The sequence below is a fragment of the Arthrobacter alpinus genome (genome assembly GCF_001445575.1).
Lineage (GTDB): Bacteria > Actinomycetota > Actinomycetes > Actinomycetales > Micrococcaceae > Specibacter > Specibacter alpinus_C.
Genome location: NZ_CP013200.1, coordinates 4,115,095 through 4,137,224, shown reverse-complemented (window position 1 = coordinate 4,137,224; position 22,130 = coordinate 4,115,095). Strand labels below are relative to the sequence as shown.

General features: G+C 60.7%; 23 protein-coding genes. 12 read left to right on the top strand and 11 right to left on the bottom strand.

The annotated features are described in order from the left end of the window. Positions 1–48 precede the first annotated feature (48 nt). The 3 genes from AS189_RS18385 to AS189_RS18375 are packed head-to-tail and all read right to left on the bottom strand — an operon-like array spanning position 49 to position 2,650. Positions 49–1,221 (bottom strand): CaiB/BaiF CoA transferase family protein, encoded by a 1,173-nt coding sequence (locus AS189_RS18385; RefSeq protein ID WP_062292270.1) that lies wholly within the window; start codon positions 1,219–1,221, stop codon positions 49–51. Continuing rightward, positions 1,218–2,045 carry an HpcH/HpaI aldolase/citrate lyase family protein gene (locus tag AS189_RS18380; protein ID WP_237759921.1) on the bottom strand — a complete coding sequence of 276 codons (828 nt, stop codon included), beginning with the start codon at positions 2,043–2,045 and terminating at the stop codon, positions 1,218–1,220. The genes AS189_RS18385 and AS189_RS18380 overlap by 4 nt, the downstream gene beginning before the upstream one ends. Before the next feature lie 38 nt (positions 2,046–2,083). Then, positions 2,084–2,650, bottom strand: coding sequence for a MaoC family dehydratase (locus tag AS189_RS18375; RefSeq protein ID WP_062292265.1), 567 nt, complete (start codon positions 2,648–2,650; stop codon positions 2,084–2,086). Between the two features lie 222 nt (positions 2,651–2,872). On the opposite strand from AS189_RS18375, the gene AS189_RS18370 reads away from it, so the two are divergent. Next, positions 2,873–4,048, top strand: a complete 1,176-nt coding sequence (locus AS189_RS18370) for an acyl-CoA dehydrogenase family protein (protein ID WP_062292261.1) — start codon at positions 2,873–2,875, stop codon at positions 4,046–4,048. A gap of 145 nt (positions 4,049–4,193) precedes the next feature. Here AS189_RS18370 and AS189_RS18365 read toward each other — a convergent pair whose 3' ends face one another. The 6 genes from AS189_RS18365 to AS189_RS18335 all read right to left on the bottom strand — a co-directional run bounded on the left by AS189_RS18365 (position 4,194) and on the right by AS189_RS18335 (position 10,896). Beyond that, a complete protein-coding gene (locus tag AS189_RS18365) occupies positions 4,194–5,279 on the bottom strand; it encodes a zinc-binding dehydrogenase (protein WP_062292258.1) in 1,086 nt (361 codons plus the stop codon). A gap of 55 nt (positions 5,280–5,334) precedes the next feature. After that, the gene (gene phnE, locus AS189_RS18360; RefSeq protein ID WP_062292256.1) at positions 5,335–6,954 is read right to left on the bottom strand and encodes a phosphonate ABC transporter, permease protein PhnE; all 1,620 of its coding nucleotides are present in this window, start codon (positions 6,952–6,954) and stop codon (positions 5,335–5,337) included. Next, entirely contained in the window at positions 6,951–7,775 is an 825-nt protein-coding gene (gene phnC, locus AS189_RS18355; protein WP_062292253.1) for a phosphonate ABC transporter ATP-binding protein, read from the bottom strand. Before phnC ends, phnE begins: the two co-directional genes overlap by 4 nt. Before the next feature lie 3 nt (positions 7,776–7,778). Beyond that, positions 7,779–8,729 carry a phosphate/phosphite/phosphonate ABC transporter substrate-binding protein gene (gene phnD, locus AS189_RS18350; protein ID WP_062292250.1) on the bottom strand — a complete coding sequence of 317 codons (951 nt, stop codon included), beginning with the start codon at positions 8,727–8,729 and terminating at the stop codon, positions 7,779–7,781. A gap of 198 nt (positions 8,730–8,927) precedes the next feature. Then, a protein-coding gene (locus AS189_RS18345) for an IS3 family transposase (RefSeq protein ID WP_129587218.1) occupies positions 8,928–10,072 on the bottom strand; the annotation gives its coding sequence in 2 pieces (ribosomal slippage) (positions 8,928–9,799 and positions 9,799–10,072; 1,146 coding nt in all). Positions 10,073–10,188: 116 nt separating this feature from the next. Then, a complete protein-coding gene (locus AS189_RS18335) occupies positions 10,189–10,896 on the bottom strand; it encodes a phosphonatase-like hydrolase (protein WP_062292247.1) in 708 nt (235 codons plus the stop codon). 221 nt (positions 10,897–11,117) lie between these two features. On the opposite strand from AS189_RS18335, the gene AS189_RS18330 reads away from it, so the two are divergent. Beyond that, positions 11,118–12,323, top strand: coding sequence for a TIGR03364 family FAD-dependent oxidoreductase (locus tag AS189_RS18330; RefSeq protein ID WP_082634433.1), 1,206 nt, complete (start codon positions 11,118–11,120; stop codon positions 12,321–12,323). A gap of 9 nt (positions 12,324–12,332) precedes the next feature. Here the strand turns inward: AS189_RS18330 and phnF are convergent, their stop codons facing one another. Continuing rightward, on the bottom strand, positions 12,333–13,085 hold the full coding sequence (gene phnF, locus AS189_RS18325) for a phosphonate metabolism transcriptional regulator PhnF (RefSeq protein ID WP_062292236.1): 753 nt from the start codon (positions 13,083–13,085) through the stop codon (positions 12,333–12,335). A gap of 157 nt (positions 13,086–13,242) precedes the next feature. On the opposite strand from phnF, the gene phnG reads away from it, so the two are divergent. The 10 genes from phnG (at position 13,243) to AS189_RS18275 (ending at position 21,306) form a co-directional block, all read left to right on the top strand. Further along, on the top strand, positions 13,243–13,728 hold the full coding sequence (gene phnG / locus AS189_RS18320; protein WP_202814109.1) for a phosphonate C-P lyase system protein PhnG: 486 nt from the start codon (positions 13,243–13,245) through the stop codon (positions 13,726–13,728). Further along, positions 13,725–14,363 (top strand): phosphonate C-P lyase system protein PhnH, encoded by a 639-nt coding sequence (gene phnH, locus AS189_RS18315; RefSeq protein ID WP_062292230.1) that lies wholly within the window; start codon positions 13,725–13,727, stop codon positions 14,361–14,363. Before phnG ends, phnH begins: the two co-directional genes overlap by 4 nt. Continuing rightward, positions 14,363–15,484, top strand: a complete 1,122-nt coding sequence (locus AS189_RS18310; RefSeq protein ID WP_062292227.1) for a carbon-phosphorus lyase complex subunit PhnI — start codon at positions 14,363–14,365, stop codon at positions 15,482–15,484. Before phnH ends, AS189_RS18310 begins: the two co-directional genes overlap by 1 nt. Further along, on the top strand, positions 15,481–16,353 hold the full coding sequence (locus AS189_RS18305) for an alpha-D-ribose 1-methylphosphonate 5-phosphate C-P-lyase PhnJ (protein WP_062292225.1): 873 nt from the start codon (positions 15,481–15,483) through the stop codon (positions 16,351–16,353). Before AS189_RS18310 ends, AS189_RS18305 begins: the two co-directional genes overlap by 4 nt. Then, positions 16,350–17,144, top strand: a complete 795-nt coding sequence (gene phnK / locus AS189_RS18300) for a phosphonate C-P lyase system protein PhnK (protein ID WP_062292222.1) — start codon at positions 16,350–16,352, stop codon at positions 17,142–17,144. Before AS189_RS18305 ends, phnK begins: the two co-directional genes overlap by 4 nt. Positions 17,145–17,149: 5 nt before the next feature. Then, positions 17,150–17,893, top strand: coding sequence for a phosphonate C-P lyase system protein PhnL (gene phnL, locus AS189_RS18295; RefSeq protein WP_062292219.1), 744 nt, complete (start codon positions 17,150–17,152; stop codon positions 17,891–17,893). Next, a complete protein-coding gene (locus AS189_RS18290; RefSeq protein ID WP_062292216.1) occupies positions 17,890–18,585 on the top strand; it encodes a DUF1045 domain-containing protein in 696 nt (231 codons plus the stop codon). Before phnL ends, AS189_RS18290 begins: the two co-directional genes overlap by 4 nt. Next, on the top strand, positions 18,566–19,744 hold the full coding sequence (locus AS189_RS18285; RefSeq protein ID WP_062292213.1) for an alpha-D-ribose 1-methylphosphonate 5-triphosphate diphosphatase: 1,179 nt from the start codon (positions 18,566–18,568) through the stop codon (positions 19,742–19,744). The genes AS189_RS18290 and AS189_RS18285 overlap by 20 nt, the downstream gene beginning before the upstream one ends. After that, positions 19,741–20,325: a phosphonate metabolism protein/1,5-bisphosphokinase (PRPP-forming) PhnN gene (gene phnN / locus AS189_RS18280; RefSeq protein WP_202814108.1), complete on the top strand. Its 585-nt coding sequence runs from the start codon at positions 19,741–19,743 to the stop codon at positions 20,323–20,325. Before AS189_RS18285 ends, phnN begins: the two co-directional genes overlap by 4 nt. 204 nt (positions 20,326–20,529) lie before the next feature. After that, positions 20,530–21,306 (top strand): type 1 glutamine amidotransferase domain-containing protein, encoded by a 777-nt coding sequence (locus tag AS189_RS18275; protein ID WP_062292208.1) that lies wholly within the window; start codon positions 20,530–20,532, stop codon positions 21,304–21,306. Between the two features lie 177 nt (positions 21,307–21,483). On the opposite strand, the gene AS189_RS18270 is transcribed toward AS189_RS18275, so the two are convergent. Beyond that, positions 21,484–22,128 carry a TetR/AcrR family transcriptional regulator gene (locus AS189_RS18270; protein ID WP_062292205.1) on the bottom strand — a complete coding sequence of 215 codons (645 nt, stop codon included), beginning with the start codon at positions 22,126–22,128 and terminating at the stop codon, positions 21,484–21,486. Positions 22,129–22,130: the final 2 nt, after the last annotated feature.

Here is a 22,130-nt window from a genome sequence, read left to right as displayed (position 1 = left end):
GGCTGCCACGGGTGGCCGGCTGCACCGCAGTACGGGGGTCGGGAACTGCTAGATGGTACCTCCGGACACGGCTAGATATTGTTCGGAGAAGCCAAATTCGGCCAATATTTTCTGCGTGTGTTGCCCGGTTTCTGGTACTGGATCCATCCGCACCTCGAACTCACGAGACGTCACTGGAGGCAGCAAGGTCTTCAACGACCCAACTGGCGAATCAACAGCTCGCCAACGATTCCGGGCAGCGAGCTGCGGGTGTGCTGAAAACTCCTGCATCGTGCGTAGCTGGGCGTTGGCTATTCCAGCGGCGTCCAAGAGTGCCAGCACCTCGGACACCGGCAATTGTCCCAAGATGGCCGTTATGGACTCGTGCAGTTCCTGACGATGTTCCGTGCGCAGGGAATTGTTTGCAAACCGGGCGTCGACGGCCAGATCCGGTCGGCACAGCACACTCTCGCAGAATTTCGCCCATTCACGTTCGTTCTGAATGCCGAGAAATACCGTGCCGTCAGAGGCTTCGAATGGCCCGTAAGGTGCAATGCTGGCATGTTCTGCGCCGCTGCGAGGGGGCGGCGATCCGCCGTACTCGGCATAGAAGTACGGCTGGGACATCCACTCACCGAGGGACTCGAGCATCGAGATTTCAAGGACGTCACCACGTCCCGTGGTTGCCCGTTGGAGGAGTGCGGTCAAGATACCAGAATAGGTGTACATGCCGGCTGAGACATCTGCGATAGAGACGCCCACCTTGGCTGGCGCGTCACGAGTGCCTGTGACACTGAGCAGGCCGGCCTCACATTGGACCAGCAGGTCGTAGGCTTTCTTCTTTTCGTAGGATCCGCCACGGCCGTAGCCGGAAATGGAGGCGTGGATCAGACGGGGATTCATTGCCAACGCTTTATCGGCGCCCAACCCCAATCGCTCGATGGCCCCGGGGGCAAGGTTCTGCACCAGCACATCTGCGGAGGCAACGAGTTTTTGGAGTACGGCGAGACCTGCTGCGGATTTCAGATCCAGCACAATGCTTTCCTTGGATCTGTTGAGCCATACGAAGTAGCTAGCCATGCCATTGACTTTGGTGTCGTAGCCACGGGCAAAGTCACCGGTGTCTCGTTCCACTTTAATGACCCGGGCGCCAAGATCCGCGAGTTGGCGGGTGGCGAAGGGGGCGGCGACAGCCTGCTCAAGTGAGATGACGGTGAGGCCCTCTAGGGGTAGCTTGCTCATTGCTGCTCCTTGTTGGTGTTCTGAATGATCCGTTGTGCCCTGGCAATGACCGGCCTGTCAATCATCTGCCCCTTGAGCTGGCTTGCGCCCCCAAGTGAGGAGCCCAGTACAGCTGTGGCCCACTCAATCTCTGAGGGGGTTGGCCTAAAGGCTTCGTGGACTACATTCACTTGGTTGGGGTGAATGCAAAGTTTTCCGCCGAAGCCAAAGTTTCGCGCAAGCAGAGCCGAGTCCCGTACCTTCCCGCCGTCACTAATGTCCGTGGACGGCGAATCGAGCGGGGCGGCTATTCCCGCCGCACGTGAAACGAGTACTAGTTGAGCGCGTGCATGGTCCAAGAACCTGTCACCGTTGCCGGAGTTGATATCAAGGGCGTAGTCGATGGCGCCGAAGGCTAACCGGGTAACACCGGGAACCCTTGCCAATTCCAACGAATTCACCAAGCCCTCGGCTGACTCGATGAGAGGGATCAGCGCGAAGTGCGGCGGCATTCTTTGACGTAAACTCTGCACTTCCGCAGGCTGTTCGGCCTTTGGTACGACGAAACCGAGAAGGCCCGAACCGGGTATTTTGGCGGCAGCGAGAAGTTCGCGAACTTCGGCATCATGCTCGGGGGAGCCAACCTGATTCACTCGGATCAAGGCCCGCACGGTGGTGTGATTCGAGTCAGTTGGTGCAATACCCGCTAGAGCCATGGACAAGGCGTCGGCTTTAGCGGACGAAGCGACTGCGTCTTCCAGATCGATGATGACTATGCCCGCTCCGGCAGCTGCTGCTTTGGCGAAACGTTCGGGTCGGTCCGCGGGAACGAAAAGTGCACTCACCGCTGCTGCGACTTGTTCGTTTATTTCCGGGGTTCTCGTCATTGAACATCACCGGTGTCAGGGAGGCTGGACTCGTCGGGGCGTGCTAAATCGATGCCAGGTAGGTGGCCCTGCCTGTAGACCATGAATGTGCGACGGAATGAAATCACAATCTTATTGTCCTGATTGAAACCCTCGGTGGCGACGGTGACCAGCCCAAGATTGGGGCGGGATTCTGATTTTCTCGTGGAGAGGACCTTGGACCTGGAATAGATGGTGTCGCCTTCGAATACAGGCGCCGGCATCCTCACCATGTCCCAGCCCATGTTGGCGAATACGTTCATGGAGAGATCAATGGTCGACTGTCCTGTGACTAGAGCCAAAGTAAAAGTGGAGTTTACTAACGGCAGACCGAACTCAGTTGCTTTGGCAAAATTCCGGTCAATATGAGTTTTAGCCACGTTTTGGGTCATGAGGGTGAAGGTTTGGTTGTCGGCGTCTGTGACTGTCTTACCAAACGGGTGGTAGTAGATGTCGCCGGGGGTGAAGTCCTCAAATAGCCTTCCGGTCCAGCCCTGTACAACGTGGCCGGTCTCGGATGGTGTGGCGGGTGATTGTTCGGGCATTGCTCGATCTCCTTCATGGTGCTTTGGGCGATCTGTGGGTCCTGCGAGACGCCATAATATATTCTCCGTATCAACCCATATTGTTCAGGTTTCCGCAAAATGTCAATGTTTTCAACCTTTCAGCCAATGGAAACTTCAACCTTGTCGTAAGGCAATATATTCTGTAGTCTCTACATTCATAGGGTGACAGGTGGTCACCTGTACTGATCTGTAGGAGCATCGATGGCTAACACGACGAGTGAATTAGTACAGCTGCGTGAGCAGACACGTGAGCTCTGCGCCGGCTTCCCGGACGAGTACTGGCGCGAGACGGATCTCAATCGCCGATACCCACAGGAATTCGTCGACACCCTTACGGAGGCCGGTCTCCTCGGAGCGTTGATTCCGGCAGAGTATGGCGGGCTAGGCCTTGGGTTGACCGAGGCTAGCGTCATTATGGAGGAGATCAATAAGTCGGGAGGTCATTCGGCAGCCTGCCACGCTCAGATGTACACCATGGGCGCTTTGCTTCGGCATGGGAGCTCCGAACAGAAGCAGGAGTACCTGCCGCAGATTGCCTCAGGCTCCTTACGCTTGCAAGCCTTCTCCATCACCGAGGACAAGGCCGGCTCTGACACGACCAGCATAGAGACCACAGCCGTGCGTGATGGCGATGACTTCATAATTTCTGGGCACAAGAGCTGGACGAGTCGTATCGACGAATCGGATCTGCTGCTGGTGTTAGCCCGGACATCGGAGAAGCTTGAGGGACAGGGATCAGATAAGACACACGGACTGACGCTTTTCCTCGTGGATCTTCGCAAAGTTAGGGCGGAGCAGGCGGAGACGCTTGAGGTTGTGAAAGTTCGCACCATGTTTAACTACGCCACAAACCAGATCTTCTACCGTGGCATGCGTGTCCCCGCTGCATCGGTGATTGGCCAGGTGGGCAAGGGCTTCAGATATGTTATCGATGGCTGGAATGCTGAAAGGATCCTCCTTTCAGCCGAGGCGATCGGGGACGGCTATTGGTTCACTTCACGCGCGGTTGATTATGCCAATAGCCGTGAAGTGTTCGGACGGAAGATTAGCGTCAACCAAGGAGTGCAATTCCCTATTACTGATGCCTACATGAAGGTCCGGGCCGCGGACATGATGCGTTATGAGGCCGCCCGCCTTTTCGACGCCGGTGAGCCGTGCGGTGCCGAGGCAAATATGGCCAAGCACCTATCCTCGGAGGCAAGCTGGGCAGCTGCTAACGCCTGCCTCGACACCCATGGCGGTTATGGCTTTGTTGACGAGTACGACGTCGAGCGCAAGTTCCGCGAGACCCGCATGTTCCAGGTGGCGCCGGTGAACAACAACTTGATCAAGAGCTTTATCGGCACCAAGGTCCTGGGCATGGAACGCTCCTACTAACCGTTCTATGGTGGGCACTGCAGTTGCTTCATGCAGAAACAAGCCAAAATAGCCCCTTGCCGGGGCTATTTCTGGTCAATTCATGAGAGATTCAGCAGACGCGGAGCCCGTGCGGCACAAGGTTCAGGTTGATGGCTCACCACTTCTAGGCATTAGCCAAGACTACTGCTGATGTCACCGATTTCCTGAGGTGACGGCCAAGGGGCGGGGTCATCATGGTGGCTAGGTTCGTCATCGGCTGCGCTTCCTCGACGAGCGATTCCCAGTCATAGCTGTCCTGGCTCTCCTCGAGGAAGTCCATGGCTTGCTGCAGATGTGCGGGTTCATAGTTGTGGACCCCGGTGATGGTCTGCAAAGACCTGACCATCCGTTCGGGAACTATCGCGACGGCGGGACCGGGGGACACCGACCCCGCAAGCACTAACCGGCCGCCAATATCCAGGGCCGCGAGTGCTGCAATGACTGCTGGTTGCGCTCCGGACAGTTCCACGGCCACGTCGAAGGTGGCGCCGCCGGTCTCTTCGCCGGCCGCGGTGGTAAGCGTCGCGCCGAACTCGCGGGCCAGCTCCAGCCGTTCGGGGTTGAGATCGCGGACCTCCACCGACGCCGCACCTCGGGACCGTGCCACGGCGCAGGCGACGATCCCCAGCATTCCTGCTCCGCTGACCAAGACCCGCCGCCCCGCAAGAGGGCCGGCTGCTTCGAGGACGGCCATGACTGTGGCCGTGGCGCAGGCTGACGGGGCCGCGGTCCTGTCGGAGATCGTGTCCGGAACCGACACCAAGGTGATGCCGCGGGGGAGGTGGATGTGCGAGGCGTACCCACCGGACATACCCCAGGTGCCGTCCAACGGTTCGTGACCCGTTTTGAGCAGACTCCGGCATTTCGCGCTCATGCCCGCGATGCAGCGATCACATGTACCGCAGGCAACGGTGACGCTCCAGACCACCCGGTCCCCAGCTGCGAGTTCCCGGCCGAGGAAGTCACGCACACCGCCCTCGCCAATGTCCACGATGGAACCAACAGCCTCGTGCCCTAATATTCCAGGGAAGGGACCGCTCCGCCGGCCAGACACCGTATGGATATCTGAACCGCACACCGTCGCCAGAGCGATGGTGGCCAAGGCTTCGCCGGGGGCCAGCTCCGGGGTTGGGATATCCAGTGACTCGAAGTCCTGACCTCCGGTCCATATCTGGGCGGAGACAGTCAGTGGAAGTGCGTGCTTATCCATGCGGAAAGCCTTTCAATCGTGGCGAGGGTGATGTCCGGTGCGTCAGGACAAGCTGCTAGTAGGTGAGCAGCTTGCGAAGGAACATGGCGATTCCTTCGATGATGAGCACGACCGTGATGACCATCAGTGTGAAGGTTATGACGACGTTGTACTGGCTCAGCTGGGCCGCATTGAACATCGCTTGGCCCACACCGCCGGCACCCACCACCGCAAGGACAGTGGCTGCGCGAATATTGGTGTCCATAGCGTAAAAGATATGGCCGATAAACGCCGGCGAGGCCTGGGGCAGGGTGGAGGAGAAGTACACCTGCGGCCGTGAAGCGCCAACTGCCTTGAGTGCGCGCTCGGGTCCCGGATCGACCTCCTCGATCGAGTCAGCCAGAAGCTTTCCAAGCAAGCCGACTGTGCCAATACCGAGGGCGAGTGCCGCAGCGCTGCCGCCGAGGCCGGTTACCAGGATCAATACAATGGCAAGGATCAGTTCCGGGATACCGCGCACAAACAGCAGCGTGAACCGGGCACCCGTGCGGGCGCCATCACTGACGGCAACGTTTCGCGCAGCCAGAGAACCGATGACACTGGAAAGAGCGACGCCGATGAGCGTGCCAGCAAGTGCAATCGCGATGGTGTCCCACAGCATGGAAAGAGACTGAGCCCAGGTGTATTCGCCCGTAGAGAGTGGGAAGAAACTAGCAATACGTTCCGGCAGGACAGCCCAGATGGTGAGGAAGTCACCCCAGGCAGGCTGGGCTACGGCGACCGAGATGGCAATGACGACAAACGCAGTCCAGCCCATAAAGGCGCCACGGGAGCGTTCCCACCTCGTCGGAACAGACGCTGCCGTGTGTCCGCTGCGCAGGATCATCTTGCGGATGCCTCCGGAAATGAGCTCCATGGCAACGCAGAGCAAGAACATGATCAAAGCAACTGCTATGGCCCGCTGGTAATCGAGGCGTTGAATGCTTCCGGAGAGCTCGTAGCCAAGCCCCGGCATGCCAACATAGCCCAAGATGGCTGACGCTCTGAGGTTGATGTCATTGCGGTGCAGAATAGTGGCGACCCAGCTGGGTGTCACCTGCGGGAGGATGCCTGAAACGAACTGCTGCATCTTGGTTCCGCCCGCGGCCCGGATCGCCATGCGCGGTCCCTCATCGATCTGTTCGATAGCATCGGCGAAAAGCTTCCCGATCATTCCAACCGAGTGCAACCCGATGGCCAAAATACCCGGCAGCGAGCCGAGACTGAACACGGTGGCCAGAATAATAATCAGGATGAGTTCAGGGAAAGCACGCGCCAGCACAGTCAGCGCGCGGGCCACCCACTGCAGACTTGGATGCGGGCTGGTGTTGCGGGCCGCCAAGTAGGCGACGGGCAGCGAGATGATGGCCGCAAGGACGGTTCCGCAGATCACGATCGCCAAGGTAAGAATCGTCAGCCACAGCAGTTTTCCGGGTTCAGAAAAGTCCAGGGGAAGCATGCGTGCGAAGAAACGTTGTGCGGAGAGGAGGCTCTTTTGAAAGCCAACACCAGAAAAATCAAGGGATATGAAGGCAAAAATCGCTGCGGCACCGAAGGCGCCGAGGATGCCGGTGACAGTCCATGAGGCCGCCCGGCGCTTGCCCGATCCGCTCCTTGAGGTGTTGTTTTGCTGCGGGCGGGTGGCCAGAACTGTCACGAGACTGCCTGCCGGACCCGCGAAGATACTTCGACCAAGGGTAAGGGCGCCAACGCTTCTGACATTTCGGGCGCGACGGCACTGTAGATCCGCATGACGGAATCCTTATCGATGCCTGTCGTGGGGGTATCAAGGACCACTTTTCCTGCGCGCAGGCCCACGAGGCGATCGCCCCATGACATAGCAAGTTCCACCTGGTGCAGGCTGCAGATGACTGTCAAGCCTCGCTCCCTGCCGATCTCACGGATAAGGTTCATGACCTGCTGTGAGGACTCAGGATCCAGAGACGCGACGGGTTCGTCTGCGAGGAGGATCTCCGGCGACTGCATCAATGCCCGAGCGATCGCGACGCGCTGCTGTTGCCCACCCGAGAGGGTGTCTGCCCGCTGGTGCTCGCGGCCGGCGAGGCCAACGCGCTCAAGGTGACTCAGTGCCATGGAGCGGAATTCTTTAGGGTACATCCAGGTGCCCAGACGCGGCCCTTGGAGGCGTGCAAGGGAACCCGTAAGGACATTCTCGAGCACCGAAAGCGAGCCGACGAGCTCGAATTGTTGAAACACGACGCCGATGCGCGAACGCAGGCTGCGGAGGGCCTTGCCGCGGATCGTGGTGACATCCTCACCCAGGACATTGACGCTGCCTTGGGTAGGGAAATCTAGTTGATTAATATGGCGCAGTAGCGTTGATTTGCCGGATCCTGACAGGCCGAGGAGGACGACGACTTCGCCCTCCTCGACCTTGAGGCTCACGCCGTCAAGGGCGCGGGTTCCGCCATACTGCTTGACAAGCCCGTCGATTTCGACCGCGGGAGCCTTAGACATGAGTTATACGCCTTCGCAGGTTTTGACGTCGGGAAGGGTCTTGCAGAGGTCGCGCAAGGTGTTGTAGTACGCGTCATCCACAGGCTTGTAGCCTTCAGCGAAGAACTTCTCGAATGTCGGTGTGGTGGTAATGCCCGCACCCTTGAGGTCAGCGATGCTCACCGTGGACATCTTCTCTTTCAGCAGGGCCTTCATGTCGGCCGGGAGTGTGTCGGAGATTGAGAACGGAGGACCGGGGACGAAGACTTTCTCGATTACTTTGAGGTCTTCGGTCTTGAACAGGCCGGCGGCCGGGCCGGTGGTGGTGACGGTGGTTTCCTGAGCGAAGCCAGCCTCACACTCGGTGCCCTTGGCGGTCTTCTGAGCAGAGACGTCATGCTTACCGGCAAAAACGGACGTGTAATCGTCCTGTGAAAGGCCAGCCTTGGTGAGCAAGTACTGCGGGAACAAGTACCCGGAGGTCGAGTTCTCGTTGACGAAGCAAACCTTCTTGCCCTTGTACCCGGCGATGTCCTTGATATCGGAGGAAGCCGGAACGATGGCCTCGGAGTAGTAACCAGGCTCATGCGTGCTGGCATCAACCGTGGCGCCCACGGGTGTGAACGTTGCGCCATGGGCCTTGGCCTGGAGGTAGGTGAAGGCCGAGAAGGACACCACATCGACCTGGCCGGCAACGCTGGCCTCGATGAGTGCTGCGTAGTTGGAGGATTCCTTGACCTCAACCTTCTTGCCCGTGACCTTCGCAACGTAGTCGGCAATGGGCTGCCAGGTGGTGGTTGCGGAGCTCTCGTCGGGGACCATCCCGATGACAAGGGTGCTGGAGTCCTTGGCGAACGTGCCGCCGTCGGCGGCGGCGGTTACATCGGCTGCGGAGCCACATGCGCTGAGGGCAAGAATTGCGGCAAGCGCGATGGCCGAGCCCTTAGCGGCGCGGTTCATATGGGCAAGAAACATGGTGGTGCCTTCCAAGGTACGAACGGGGATACAACCAAGTATGTGTGCCGTTCAAAGACGTCTCGTGCCAAATCAGGGAGCGAAAAGGTTAACAAAAATTGAATACTGAAAGTGCCAACAAAAAAGCCCCGGCACCATGAGTGCCGGGGACTTTAAGGGACTGCCCCGGGTTTCATTGACTCTCGGGGTTTAGTGTTTCTAGGCGGCTTCGAGGCCGGTATTCATTGTCTCAAACTCGATCGGTGTTAGCCGGCCAAGTCGTCGTTGTCGGCGTTTCCGGTGGTAGGTTTTCTCGATCCAGGTCACGATTGCCAGCCGCAGTTCCTGCCGCGTGGACCAGCGCTGCCGGTCCAGAACGTTCTTCTGCAGCAGCGCAAAAAATGACTCCATGGCGGCATTGTCAGCACACGCACCCACCCGCCCCATCGACCCAGTCAGCCCGTTGCTCTTCAGGGTCCGGACGAAGGCGTTGGAACGAAATTGAGAGCCACGATCCGAATGCACCACCGCCCCCTGTGGCGACCTTAGCGACACCGCGTTGCGCAGAGCTGCAACGGCCAGAGACGCCTTCATGCGTGAATCAATCGAGTAGCCGACAATTCGATTCGAATGCACGTCCTTGATTGCGCACAGGTACAGCTTGCCCTCATCGGTGCGGTGCTCGGTGATGTCCGTCAACCACAGCCGGTTGGGTGCCGTTGCGGTGAAGTCCCGCTTGACCAGGTCGTCATGGACGGGCGGGCCCGCTTTGCGCGTCAGGCCGCGTTTCTTGGCGAACACGGACCAGATTCGCTGGCTGCTGCACAGGCGCTGGACCCGGTTCTCACCCGCAGCCAGTCCCTGGTCCTTCAACTCGTCAGCAATGAACCGGTACCCGAACGCCGGGTCGTCGCGATGGACATCTAGCGCGGCGTTGATCAGATGCGCATCAGCCCAATCCCGGTCCGTCACCGGAGCCGCCTTCCATGCGTAGAAGGCTTGCTTGGAGAAGCCGAGCACCCGGCAGGCCACCGCGACGGGGACTCCGTCCGCGGCAAGATCAAGGACCAGCGGGAACGTCATTTTGGGGGCAGCTCCCGGGCGAAGAACGCTGCGGCCCGACGCAGGATCTCATTCTCCTGCTCCAGCAGCCGGATGCGTTTCTTCACATCCCGCAGCTCGGCCGCCTCAACAGCGCTTACACCCGGGCGGGTGCCGTCCTCGATATCGGCTTTCTTGAGCCAGTTATGCAGAGTGGCCTCGGAGATCCCGAAATCCCTAGCGATCTGAGCGATCGGTGCTTCATGCTTGCGAGCCACGGAAACAACATCGCGGCGGAACTCGGCGGGAAAAGGCTTAGGCATATCAATATCCTTGCTGCAAGGAACGTATCCTCACAAGTCAGGAGTCAAGCAAAGCCGGGGCAGTCCCAAGTTTTGCCGAAAGAGGCTTTGAGGCCCTGTTGAGTTGCCGAATTCCGTTAGCTGAACAGTGCCGGAAGGTCTTTTACACCGTCAAGAATGTGGTCGTGAGGGTGAGCCGAAAGCTCCGCCCGCCCCAGCTTGCCGGTCAGAACTCCGACGGCAGTTACGCCGGCTTGCGTTGCGGCGAGCAGATCGTTGACGGTGTCGCCAGCGGCGAGGACCGTCCTGACATCCTGCACGCCGGTGCGTTCCATGGCCCGGTGGATCATGAACGGTGCCGGGCGGCCCGAGGCTACCTCGTCTGAGCAGACCACGGCGTCGAGCACCAGGCGAGCTTCTCCGGCGTCGACCGTTTCATCCGCAGAGGCAACAACCCAACCGAGGCTCGCCAACAACGGCTCGGCGACGTCGCGGGAGAACCCTGTAGTGAGGGCAATTTTCACACCTCGCCCGCGAAGGGTAGCGAGGGCTTCCTCGACGCCCGGCAAAGCGATGGGAGGGAGTTCGGCGTAGTAGCTGCCCAAGAGGGATTTGAAGTGGTTGAAGCCGCGCTCAACGAGTTCCAGCGCAGGCTCTGCGCCCACAGCGATCATGAGTCCCGTGATGGCCTCCACCTTGTCAGCGCCCATCCATTCCTGCACTTGGGCATCGCTGGGGCGTGTGCCGGCGACCTCCTGGACAGCGTCGGCAAGGGCCCGGTAGACGGATCCGTGCTCGTCAATGGTGGTGCCAGCCATGTCACAGGCGACAAGTGCGAAGGTCATAAGGTCCTCATTTAATCGAGAGGTACCGGGCCCTGACGGCGCGGTATCCGGGGTGTGGAGTTGTTGTACTTCAATTAAGCGCCGGAGGGGAGTGGTTCCTAGACCAACGGGAGGAAACAAACCGTGAACATTGTGGAGCCAAGGAAAACCTTGGCCAAACTCCTTGCGACGGGGCGGTGCTGGCTTGATTTCGACGGGGCCAACCCCCTGAGATTGAAAGCATGCATGAATATGATTTGCCCCAGACGCTCCCCGAAACTCCCACACCTGTTACCTCTTTCGACGCTGACCTCGTAGTGGTTGGCGCCGGAATTGTTGGGCTGGCCCACGCCGCCCTGGCACTGAATTCGGGGTTGCGTGTCATTGTTATTGACCGCGACCACGAGGCCGTTGGTGCCTCCGTGCGCAACTTTGGACACGCCTGCATTACCGCCCAATCGGGTGAGCTGTACGAGATGGCTCAGGTGTCACGGCGCCATTGGCTCACGATGGCCTCCCGCGCCGGTTTCTGGCTCGCCGAGTCCGGAGCCGTGGTCGTTGCACGCACCGCGACGGAGCTAGCTGTGATGGAAGAACTTTCGGCCACACGTGAACCAGGGCAGGTGGTGCTGCTGGACGCGGCGGAGACCGCCACCCGAATCGGCCGGCCGGATGCCGACGGTATCCATGGGGGTGCCTGGCTCAGAGATGATCTTCGGGTGGATCCCCGCACCACCGTCGCAAAGCTCGCCGCATGGGTTGCTGAGCACGAACGTGGAAGTGTCCGCTGGAACACTGCTGCGCTTGGTTTTGAAGCCAAGAACGACGGCGGTGCCGTCACCATCCGCACCTCCCGCGGGATCCTGCGTGCACGCCAGAGCGTTGTTTGTGTGGGGCACGACATTGACTACCTGTGGCCCGAGCTCGCTGCCGAGCATCAGATTGAACGCTGCTCGTTGCAGATGGCACTCGCCGCGGCTCCAGCGGGTCTGGATCTTGCCCCGGCCGTGCTGACCGCGACCTCCATGCTCCGCTACCCGGCCTTCACCGATATGCCGTCCGCGGCCCGACTCCGCGATGAGGTGCTGGCCAGCAGCCCCGAACTTCTGGACATCGTCGCCAATGTGATGTGCACGCAACGGCCGGACGGGACAGTGATTGTGGGGGACTCCCACGCCTACTCGCTCGCGGTGGCTCCGTTCCTGGAGGAGGACGTCAGCAGGGTCCTCATTCAAGAACAGGTGGACCTCTTAGCCCGCGAACTGACCATCACCCAACGGTGGCAAGGCGTGTACGCGTCCTCCGCCGTCGGGCCCTATCTGGTGCGTGAGGTGGAACCCGGCGTCACTGTCGTCTCGGTCACTTCGGGTGTAGGCATGACGTTGTCCTTCGGGCTGGCCGAGCGGACACTGGGAGCATTTGTGCCAGCTCTGCAGCTGAGTGTTTGAGCGGCTGATTTAGTCTGCGTGAGGGTGCTCGATGTCCAGGCGCACGTGTTGGGCTGCGAAGCGGGTGACGAGGTGCTGCAGGGGAGTGCCGTCGGGCAGGCTGTCCAGCGCCTCGGTGACAAGTACTATTGCGCCGGGCCGTAAAGACAAAAGTTCTGCCTCTGCTGTGGTTGCGTGCCGGGCACCAACAACGGTGGAGCTTCGCACGTAGTCAGCTATACCGCAGGCAAGCAGCGCGGCCGTGACCGATCCGGTGCGTCGAAGTTCGGTCGCGATGTTCGGAAGCCGCTCGACGTCGAACCAGTGCGTGCCCACCGCGATGGGTAGCTGGCCCGTCGAGCGGGCGGTTTCGACGCGGATCGCGTTTCGGTGCGGGAGTCCGAGTCGACGCACAATCTCTTCCGGTGCCTCCTCGACGGTGCTGCTCAGTACCTGGCTGCTCGTGGCTGCGCTGCCTTCATCGCCGAGGCTTCGGCTCAGCCGAGTGCGCAATCCGATCTGGTGCAAGCGTGCAGGTTCGCTGGTCACGAACGTCCCACTGCCGCGCCGGGATTCGACGAGGCCGTCCTCAATCAGGGCTGCGATGGCTTGTCGGGCGGTGTGTCGATTGACGCCGTACCGCTCGGCCAGCATGTTCTCCGTAGGCAGGTTGTCCCCGGCACGCAGCCGGTTTTCGGCGATTTCGCCCCGCAACTCCTCGGTGATCAGGCGCCACGCTGAGTATCCGCTGTTTGATCGCGCGCCTAGCTCAAATTCGCTCACAGTGCTGTCCTTCTCTTCGGTTTACCGAAAGTTCATCTAGTGCTTTCCTTCCTGTTCCCCAGAAAGGCCACGTCCCAAGATTCTACGTGCATAAAATTGAAGTTGTCTAGATGAATAGATAACTTCGAGAAGGGTCAGCCATGAAGGACATCGCATTGTGACTGCACAAGAGAGCGCCGCCTACGGGCTCGCACCGGACGAACGACGACGGGCCGCGCGAGTACTCTCGGGAGCCACTCATGCCGATCTTCACAAGCTGTGGTCCAACTGGGCGGAACAGCCGGAGGTCACGTATCTGCGGGCACCGGAAGCCGGACTCGTCATGGTGCAGGGCCGGATCGGTGGCACCGGCGATCGCTTCAATCTTGGTGAGGCAACGGTAACGCGGGCCACCGTGTTGCTGAGCGGAACCGGGATCGAGGACGTAATTGGCACGTCGTATGTGTTGGGCAGCCACCCCGACCATGCCGGGCTCGCCGCCATCTTTGATGCGCTGCTGCTTGCCCCGGAGCAACGCGCCCGGGTTCTCGCCGAGGTGATCGAGCCGCTTGAGGACGGTCAAAAAGAGCGGGACGCCAGCGCCCAAGCAGACGCGCGCAGCACGGTGGTCGACTTTTTCACAGTTGCTAGGGAAAACGAATGAGAACATTGACAAGCCAGAATCACACACCCGGGTTCGCGAACCCGGTCCACGATGCTCAACACATCTTCCGTGCAGTCTTGGAAGCACTCGCCCGCCCGGGCACTCGGCATCCTCTCGAGGCGACCCTCAACCCTCCAAAACCACTGGGCGCGAGCACCGGCGTGATTATTTTGGCCTTGTGCGATGAGCTGACGCCGATCTGGCTCGACCCTACGCTGCGCGACTCTCCTGCGGTGAGCGGCTGGATCACCTTTCATACCGGTGCACGCATCGTTGAGAATGCCTCAGAGGCGCTGTTTGTTATTGCGTCCTCGCCCAGTGCGGCACCAGCACTTGGCGAATTGATGCGGGGCACCGATGAGGAACCGCATCGCTCCGCAACGCTCATCATTGACGCTCAAGGATCCCGCAGTACCGGTGCTCTGATAGCAAGCGGCCCCGGCATCGCCGGAACCCTTGCCTGGGACGGTGCGGGCCTGCCCAGCGATTTCCTTCCGCAGTGGCGCGAGAACAGGGCGCTGTTTCCTTGCGGCGTGGACATCATCCTCCCAGCCGAAACCACGGTGCTGGGACTGCCCCGCACCACAATGCTGATTGACACGGATCAGCCAAGCCACGAGCAGAGGAACGCCTAATGTATGTTGCCGTCAAGGCAGGCGAGAAGGCGATTGCCAACGCCCACGCGTTGCTCGCCAAGCGTGGGCGTGGTGAGGTCGATGTGCCACGCATCGACTACACACAGATGCGTGACCAAATGGGCGTGCTGGTTTCACGCGTTATGGCCGAAGGATCGCTCTATGACCCCGATCTAGCCGCCAAGGCTCTGCTTCAGGCGCAGGGCGATGTGCTCGAGGCAGTCACACTGCTACGGTCCTACCGCACCACGCTGCCGCGGTTTGGTCTCACGGTTGCCGTGGACACCGCGGGCCTGCCGTCGGAACGACGCGTTTCTGCGACGTTCAAGGACATCCCCGGCGGCCAGCAACTCGGTGCAACGTTCGATTACACGCACCGCCTGCTCTCCGACGAGTTGGGCACCCCCGAGGTGCCTCATGAGGAACTTCCTCCCATTGCGGCGATGCCGCGGGTGACTGATCTGCTGGGCGCCGACGCTCTCATTGAGGCTGACAAACCCGCCGAAGGCTGGAACGATCCAGATCCGGGGGACCTCACCCGTGAACCCACCACCTTCCCCATGAGCCGGGCCGAGCGTCTGCAGGCCCTCAGCCGCGGAGACGAAGGCTTCCTGCTCTCGCTGGGCTATTCCACACAGCGCGGCTTCGGCAACAACCATCCGTTTGTTGGCGAAGTCCGTGTCGGTGAGGTCGAAATCGAGTTTGACGCCCCGGAAATCGGCCACGCCGTGCCGATCGGGTGGATCGAAATGACCGAGTGCCAGATGGTCAACCAATTCGTCGGCAATTCCGAGCAGGCACCACAGTTCACCCGCGGTTATGGTCTGGTCTTCGGCCGAGGCGAGCGCAAGGCGATGTCGATGTCGCTCGTTGATCGTTCGCTGCGGAGCGAGGAGTTCGGCGAGCGCATCGTCTCGCCAGCGCAGGACGAGGAATTTGTGATCGCGCACTCGGACAACGTCCAAGCAACGGGTTTTGTGGAGCACCTCAAGCTGCCGCACTACGTTGATTTCCAAGCGGAGCTTGGGCTGATCCGCAGCCTGCGCCGCGAGTTTGAGGCACGCCATGCCGCTGGCACACGCACCTCCGCCGCCCAAGACCAGAACGGAGAGAACGCATGAGTGCCCCGCGCATCGTTTACAACGAAGGTTATCTCGACGAGCAAACCAAGCGAGTCGTCCGCCGCGCCTTGCTCAAGGGAGTCGCCATTCCCGGCTTTCAGGTACCGTTCGCATCACGTGAAGTGCCGATGCCACGAGGCTGGGGGACCGGGGGAGTGCAAGTCACAGCCGCGGTCATTGGTCCCGCTGACACCCTGAAAGTGATTGATCAGGGTGCCGATGACACGACCAATGCGGTCTCGATCCGGCACTTCTTCGAAAAGGTTGCTGGCGCCGCCAGCACCACGGTTACGGAGCAGGCCACGATCATTCAGACCCGGCACCGGATTCCGGAGACGCCGCTGCGGGAGCACCAGATCATGGTGTACCAGGTGCCGATCCCCGAGCCACTGCGGTTTTTGGAACCGCGCGAAACGGAAACGCGCCGTCTGCACGCGCTGGAGGAGTACGGCCTGATGTACGTCAAGCTCTACGAGGACATCGCCAAGTATGGGCGCATCGCCAAGACCTATGACTACCCGGTGCTGGTGAACGGCCGGTACGTGATGGCGCCGTCGCCCATTCCCAGCTTCGACAACCCCAAGATGCACCAAAGCGCCGCACTGCAGCTCTTCGGTGCCGGCCGGGAGAAACGCATCTACGCGATTCCACCCTACACCGACGTGGAAAGCCTTGGCTTTGAGGACTTCCCGTTCGAACCTCAACGCTTTGACCGGCCGTGCGAGATCTGCGGGTCCTCCGGCGTCTATCTTGACGAGGTCTTCATCGATGACCAGGGCGGTGTGATGTTCGTCTGCTCGGACACTGACTATTGTGAACGCACCGCCACCGCAGGCGAGAGCCGCCAAACGACGGAGATAAGCGCATGAACAACGAAACCCCGCTGCTGAGTGTGACCGGCGCAGGACACCGCTACGGAGACCGCTTCGGCTGCCGCGACGTAAATTTTGAGCTGTGGCCCGGTGAGGTGTTGGCTGTTGTGGGCGAGTCAGGCTCCGGCAAGTCCACCCTGCTTGGCATGCTGTCGCAGCGGCTCACTCTGGATGAGGGAGCCATCAGCTACCTCACGACTCGCGAGGACGGCAACGAATTCACGCTGCTCGACCTGGCGACCTTGAGCGAACGGGAAATCCGCCGGCTGTGGCGCACCGAGTGGGGATTCGTGCACCAGAACGCTGCCGATGGGCTACGGATGCATGTTAGTGCTGGTGGCAACGTCGGGGAACCGCTCATGGCGAATGGATGGCGCAACTACGGCGAGATTCGCAGCGAAGCCGAAACGTGGCTGAGCCGCGTAGAAATCCCGTCGGATCGTATGGACGATACTCCTGCGACCTTCTCGGGTGGAATGCGCCAGCGTGTACAGATCGCGCGCAACCTCGTCTTCGGCCCACGCCTGGTCTTTATGGACGAGCCGACGAGCGGCCTGGACGTATCCGTGCAGGCGCGCCTCCTTGACCTCATCCGCTCACTCGTCGCTGAACTTGGTCTTGCGGTGGTCATCGTTACCCACGATCTGGCCGTTGCCCGGCTCATCTCGCACCGCACGTTGGTGATGAAAGACGGCGCCGTCATCGAATCGGGCCTCACCGACCGTGTTCTCGATGATCCGCAGGCGCCGTACACCCAGCTACTCGTTTCTTCGATCCTTCAGGGCTGATTCCCATGAGCAACAACGTAAACAATGACCTGCCTGAAACTGCCGTGTTGTCCGTGCAGAACGTCGGCAAAACATTCACCCTGCACCTTCAAGAATCACAACAGCTTCCTGTTCTGCAGGGGCTAACCTTTGATGTGCCGCGAGGGGCCTGTGTTGTGCTCGGTGGCGAATCGGGGGCAGGCAAGAGCACCGTGATGAAAATGATTTATGGCAGCTACGGCACAGACTCGGGCCGCATCTTGCTCCGGCACCAAGAAACCGTTCTGGACCTCGTCACGGCGCAACCGCGGCAGGTGCTCGCGGCACGGCGGAACACCTTGGGGTACGTCAGTCAGTTCCTGCGTGCGGTTCCCCGCGTGCCAGCGCTAGATGTCGTCGCCGAGCCACTGATCGAACGCGGCATTGATCGAGAAACGGCTCGCGAACGGGCCGGAGAGCTCCTCGCCAGGCTGAGCATCCCCACCCGACTCTGGAAGCTGCCGCCAGCGACCTTTTCCGGCGGTGAGCAGCAACGCGTCAACATCGCCCGCGGATTCATTCTCGAACGCCCGCTGCTGCTGCTCGATGAGCCCACCGCCTCACTCGATGCCAGAAACCGTGGCGTCGTCGTTGAGCTAATCCGTGAGAGTCTGGCTCGCGGGACCGGGATGCTTGCCATCTTCCACGACGCCGATGTCCGCGAGGCCGTGGCCGATATAACGATCGACGTGCAGTCGTTCACGGCGGCGCACGAACGGGCCGCCGCGTGAAACGATATGCCGTCTACGCAGTCCCCGGAATCAATGCGGAAGAAGCTGCCGAGGCGATTTTGCTCCGGACCGCTGTCGATGACTGGTACGGCCGCCCGGAGTTCGGCGACCTCACAATGGATGCTCAGCGCTACGGATTCCACGCCACACTGAAAGCGCCCTTCCACTTAGCCGCTGGCCGAACGGAAACACAGCTGTGTGCGGCTGCCGATGCGTTCGCTGCAGCGCGCGGACCAGTAGTGATTCCCGCTCCAGCGCCCACAGCGATGGGGAATTTCCGGGCCTTAGTCCCCGGCAGAGACCCGGAGGGCCTGGCTGCGCTCGCCGCCGATGCCCTGCGGGAGTTCGAGGGCTTCCGGGCCCCACTCAACGAAGGTGACATCCGCCGTCGTCGTCCTGAGCTCATGGAGCGGCGCGAGAGGGAACTCTTTGAGCATTGGGGCTATCCCTATGTGCTCGATAAGTTCCTTTTCCACTTCACGCTCACCGGCGACGTTCCGCTGGAGCGCACGGCCGAGATTGACGTTGCCATCAAGGACCATTTCGACGGCGTATCCGGCGTCGATGTGCCGCTCACCGCGATCGCGATCAGCGTCGAGCCCAAGCCCGGCGCTGCCTTCGAGATCCTGTCCGTTCACCCTTTTGCCGCCCACACCGCTTTGGAGACCACTGATGTCCCTCATTCTTCATAATGCCCGTATCGTTCTGGAAAACGAGGTCCTCCATGGATCCGTGCGCATCGAGAACGGCCTGATCGAGGAGATCTCACCTGACCCGCACCTTTCCCTTGATGGTGTGCCGGGCGAGGACATGGGGGCGGATTACCTGCTGCCCGGTCTCGTCGAACTGCACACGGACCAGGTCGAATCGCACTACCAGCCCCGGCCTAAGCGGTTTTGGGATCCGATCCAGGCCGTGATCGCGCACGACGCGCAGATGGCAGCTTCGGGTATGACGACGGTGCTGGACGCGATGCGCATCGGCAGTGGTCCGGGGGAGAACCTGATCAGCGGTAACGCCCGCACACTGGTGAACGCCGTCATCAGCGCGGCCGAGGCGGGCCTGCTGCGTGCCGACCATTACGTGCATCTGCGGTGCGAGGTGGCGACATCGGACGTCGTTGACGTGTTTGATGAGGTGGGCGGGCATGAACGGGTGCGGATGGTCTCGCTCATGGATCACACGCCGGGGCAACGTCAGTATGCAGACATCGAGTCGTTCCGGACCTATATGGTCGGCAAGCACAATATGACCGAGCTGCAGTTCGGGGACCATGTCAGTGAGATGCGGCTACTTTCGGCGAAATTCTCCGATAGTAACCGTCGCAAGATGGCGGGGCGCGCCCACGAACGAGGTATCACGATCGCCGCGCATGACGACGCTACCCAGGCGCACATTGATGAATCGACGGCAGATGGTGTGCGCATCTCGGAATTCCCCACGACCATCCTGGCTGCTCACGCTGCCCGGGCGGCAGGTCAACTCATCGTCATGGGTGCGCCAAATATTGTCCGTGGAGGTTCGCACTCCGGCAACGTCGCCGCCGCTGAGTTGCTGCGTTTGGGGTTGCTCGACATCCTCTCCAGCGATTATGTGCCGTCCAGTCCACTCCACGCAGTTTTTCTGTTGTTCAGCAGCGGGGACATTACCTTGCCTCAGGGGGCTGCGCTGGTGAGCGGCAATCCTGCGCGTGCAGCAGGGCTTGACGATCGCGGCGTCATCGCGCCCGGCAAGAGGGCCGACGTCGTTCGTGTCCAGACATATGAGGGTGCCCCGACGGAGCAATACCCACTCGGATCGTCCCTGCCGATCGTGCGTGGCGTGTGGCGCGAGGGAAAGAGGGTCGCGTGAGTGGCGCCTTCGTGGCCATTGTTGGGCCGAGCGGATCGGGGAAGGATTCGATCATTGACCATGCGCGCCTTGCCGTCGCAGAACGCGGCGGCATCATCTTTCCGCAACGCCAGATCACCCGGCCTTCAGGTGCAGGGGAAGATCATCAGCCGGTGAGCGAGGGCGAATTCGAGGAGGCCAAGGACCGCGGCGAGTTCGCGTTGACGTGGCGAGCTCACGGCTTGGGCTACGGTATCCCGGCCCACGTGTTCGGCGCCGTCGACGCGGGACACGTGGTCGTGGCGAACCTCTCGCGAGGGGTTCTGAAGTACTTGCCCGGCCTGTTCGCGAACGTGCACGTTGTGCGTGTATCGGTTTCGGATGAGGTCCGCCTGGCCCGCATCATCGCCCGCGGTCGCGAGGATCAGAATGCCGCAGCGTCCCGCATGGCTCGCCCCGACCCGGCGCCGGACCAGCCGGCCGATCTGGAGATCGTCAACGACGGCACGCTTGCGGAAGCGAGCGGGAAACTCGTGGAGTTCCTGATCGGCGTCCTCGCTACGGCGGGTGGAACCACGGAACTGCATCGCCAACCCTCGTGAGGCTCGATGCCCCGCACCCGCCATGCAACTCAGGGTTGCGAGAATCGAGATGGTGTGTAGTCGATTCCGCTAAAAGGATCATATGGGCCCTCGTTGGCTGTGACAGCAAGGATTTTGCGACCGCAGGCTCCAGAAGTTTTTTGTCCAAACAGGACAGCTTGGTCTTACTCATCTAGGGTTGAAAGTGGACGAAAGGAGCATCTCATGAAGAAAATCCTCATGGTATTGACCAGCGTTTCCGAGATCGGCGATACAGGCGAGAAGACCGGTTACAACGTGGCTGAGGCTGCGCATCCCTGGAAAGTCTTCAAGGATTCCGGGCATTTCGTTGATTTTGCGTCCATCAAGGGCGGACAACCTCCCCGTGACGAGGTGGACACGACAGATCCCATCCAAGTTGCCTTCACAGAAGATGAGACCACGCGTGCAGGTCTCTACAACACGGCCTCCGTCGACGTCGTAGATCCCGAACAGTACGACGCCGTCTACCTCGTGGGAGGCCACGGCTCCATGTGGGACTTCCCTGACAGCGAAGGCCTGCAGAACCTAGTAGCCAACGTCTACAGTGCCGGCGGTGTGGTGGGCGCGGTCTGCCACGGGCCTGCCGGCCTGGTGAACGTCAAATTGGCCAACGGCATCCACCTCGTCAATGGCCGCAAGGTGGCGGCTTTTACCAACGATGAGGAAATTGCCGCAGGAAAGGACAAAGTCATCCCGTTCTTCCTGGCTGACAGACTTGCGGAACTGGGCGCCACGCACGTCTTTGCGGACGTCTTCGAGGAGAAGGTGGAGGTGGCTGACCGTTTGGTGACAGGCCAGAACCCCGCCTCCGCTGCCGGTGTAGCCAAGGAAATGGAAAAGCTGTTGGCGGAGGTCATTCACCAGGAGAAGGCTGTGGAGCACGACGAGGCGGAAGCAGTCCGTGCCCAGAAGGACGCTGAGAAAGCGGCCAAGAAGGCCGCAACCGATACCGGTCACTGACTCAGCAACCCACACTGAAGCTGGCTGCCACACCGAAGACGGTGCGGCAGCCAGTTCACGTTTGGCTAGAAGTCTGCAGGCTCGTCGCTCGGTGGGGGAGGGGCCAGAACACTCTGTCCCGGAACCCTCAGCCCCAGAACCCCTCGTCCATGGCACGAACGGTTCCGAAGTGACTTATTACTTACGCGGCTGAGGACTCGCGGCCGCGGGGCGGGTGAGTCCGAGGACCACTGCAGTACACACAACAACGCGGATGCCTCTGGGCTCGGTGTCGGCGAAGCTGTTGGCGAGGGCGCCATCGTGGGCGGCGACCAGAGCCCGGGTAAAGGTATCCGGGTCCACCGTCAATTCACAGCCGAAGGCGTTGATGACCTCCATGAGCCTCGGGGTGAGTTGCTCCCGAAGTGCGCTTTCGCGTTCGAGATAGAGCAGTGAGAGCTTAGGATCCCGGGAGGCTTGCGCAGCGAGGTTGGTGCGGATGCGGAACCATTGAACATCGAAGGGAAGCGCGCAGACCACATGGGCGACGGCGGCTTCCAAGTTTTCGAAGACCCCGGGCTGAGAAACGTCATTTGTGCTGGACCGCAACTCCGAAATGAGCTCGTCGGAATGTTGCTCGTAGAGTGCGAGCAAAAGCTCATCCATAGAAGCGAAGTTGGAGTAGAACGCCCCACGGGTGTAGCCGGCATGCTCAGCGATCGCTTCGATACTGACTCTGTCCAGACCGCGTTCGGTCATGAGCTGACGCGCGGCAGAGAGGATTCTCGGGCGCGTTTCGCTGCGCTTGCGAGGCACACGCGCGACTTGATTCCTAACGGTCATAA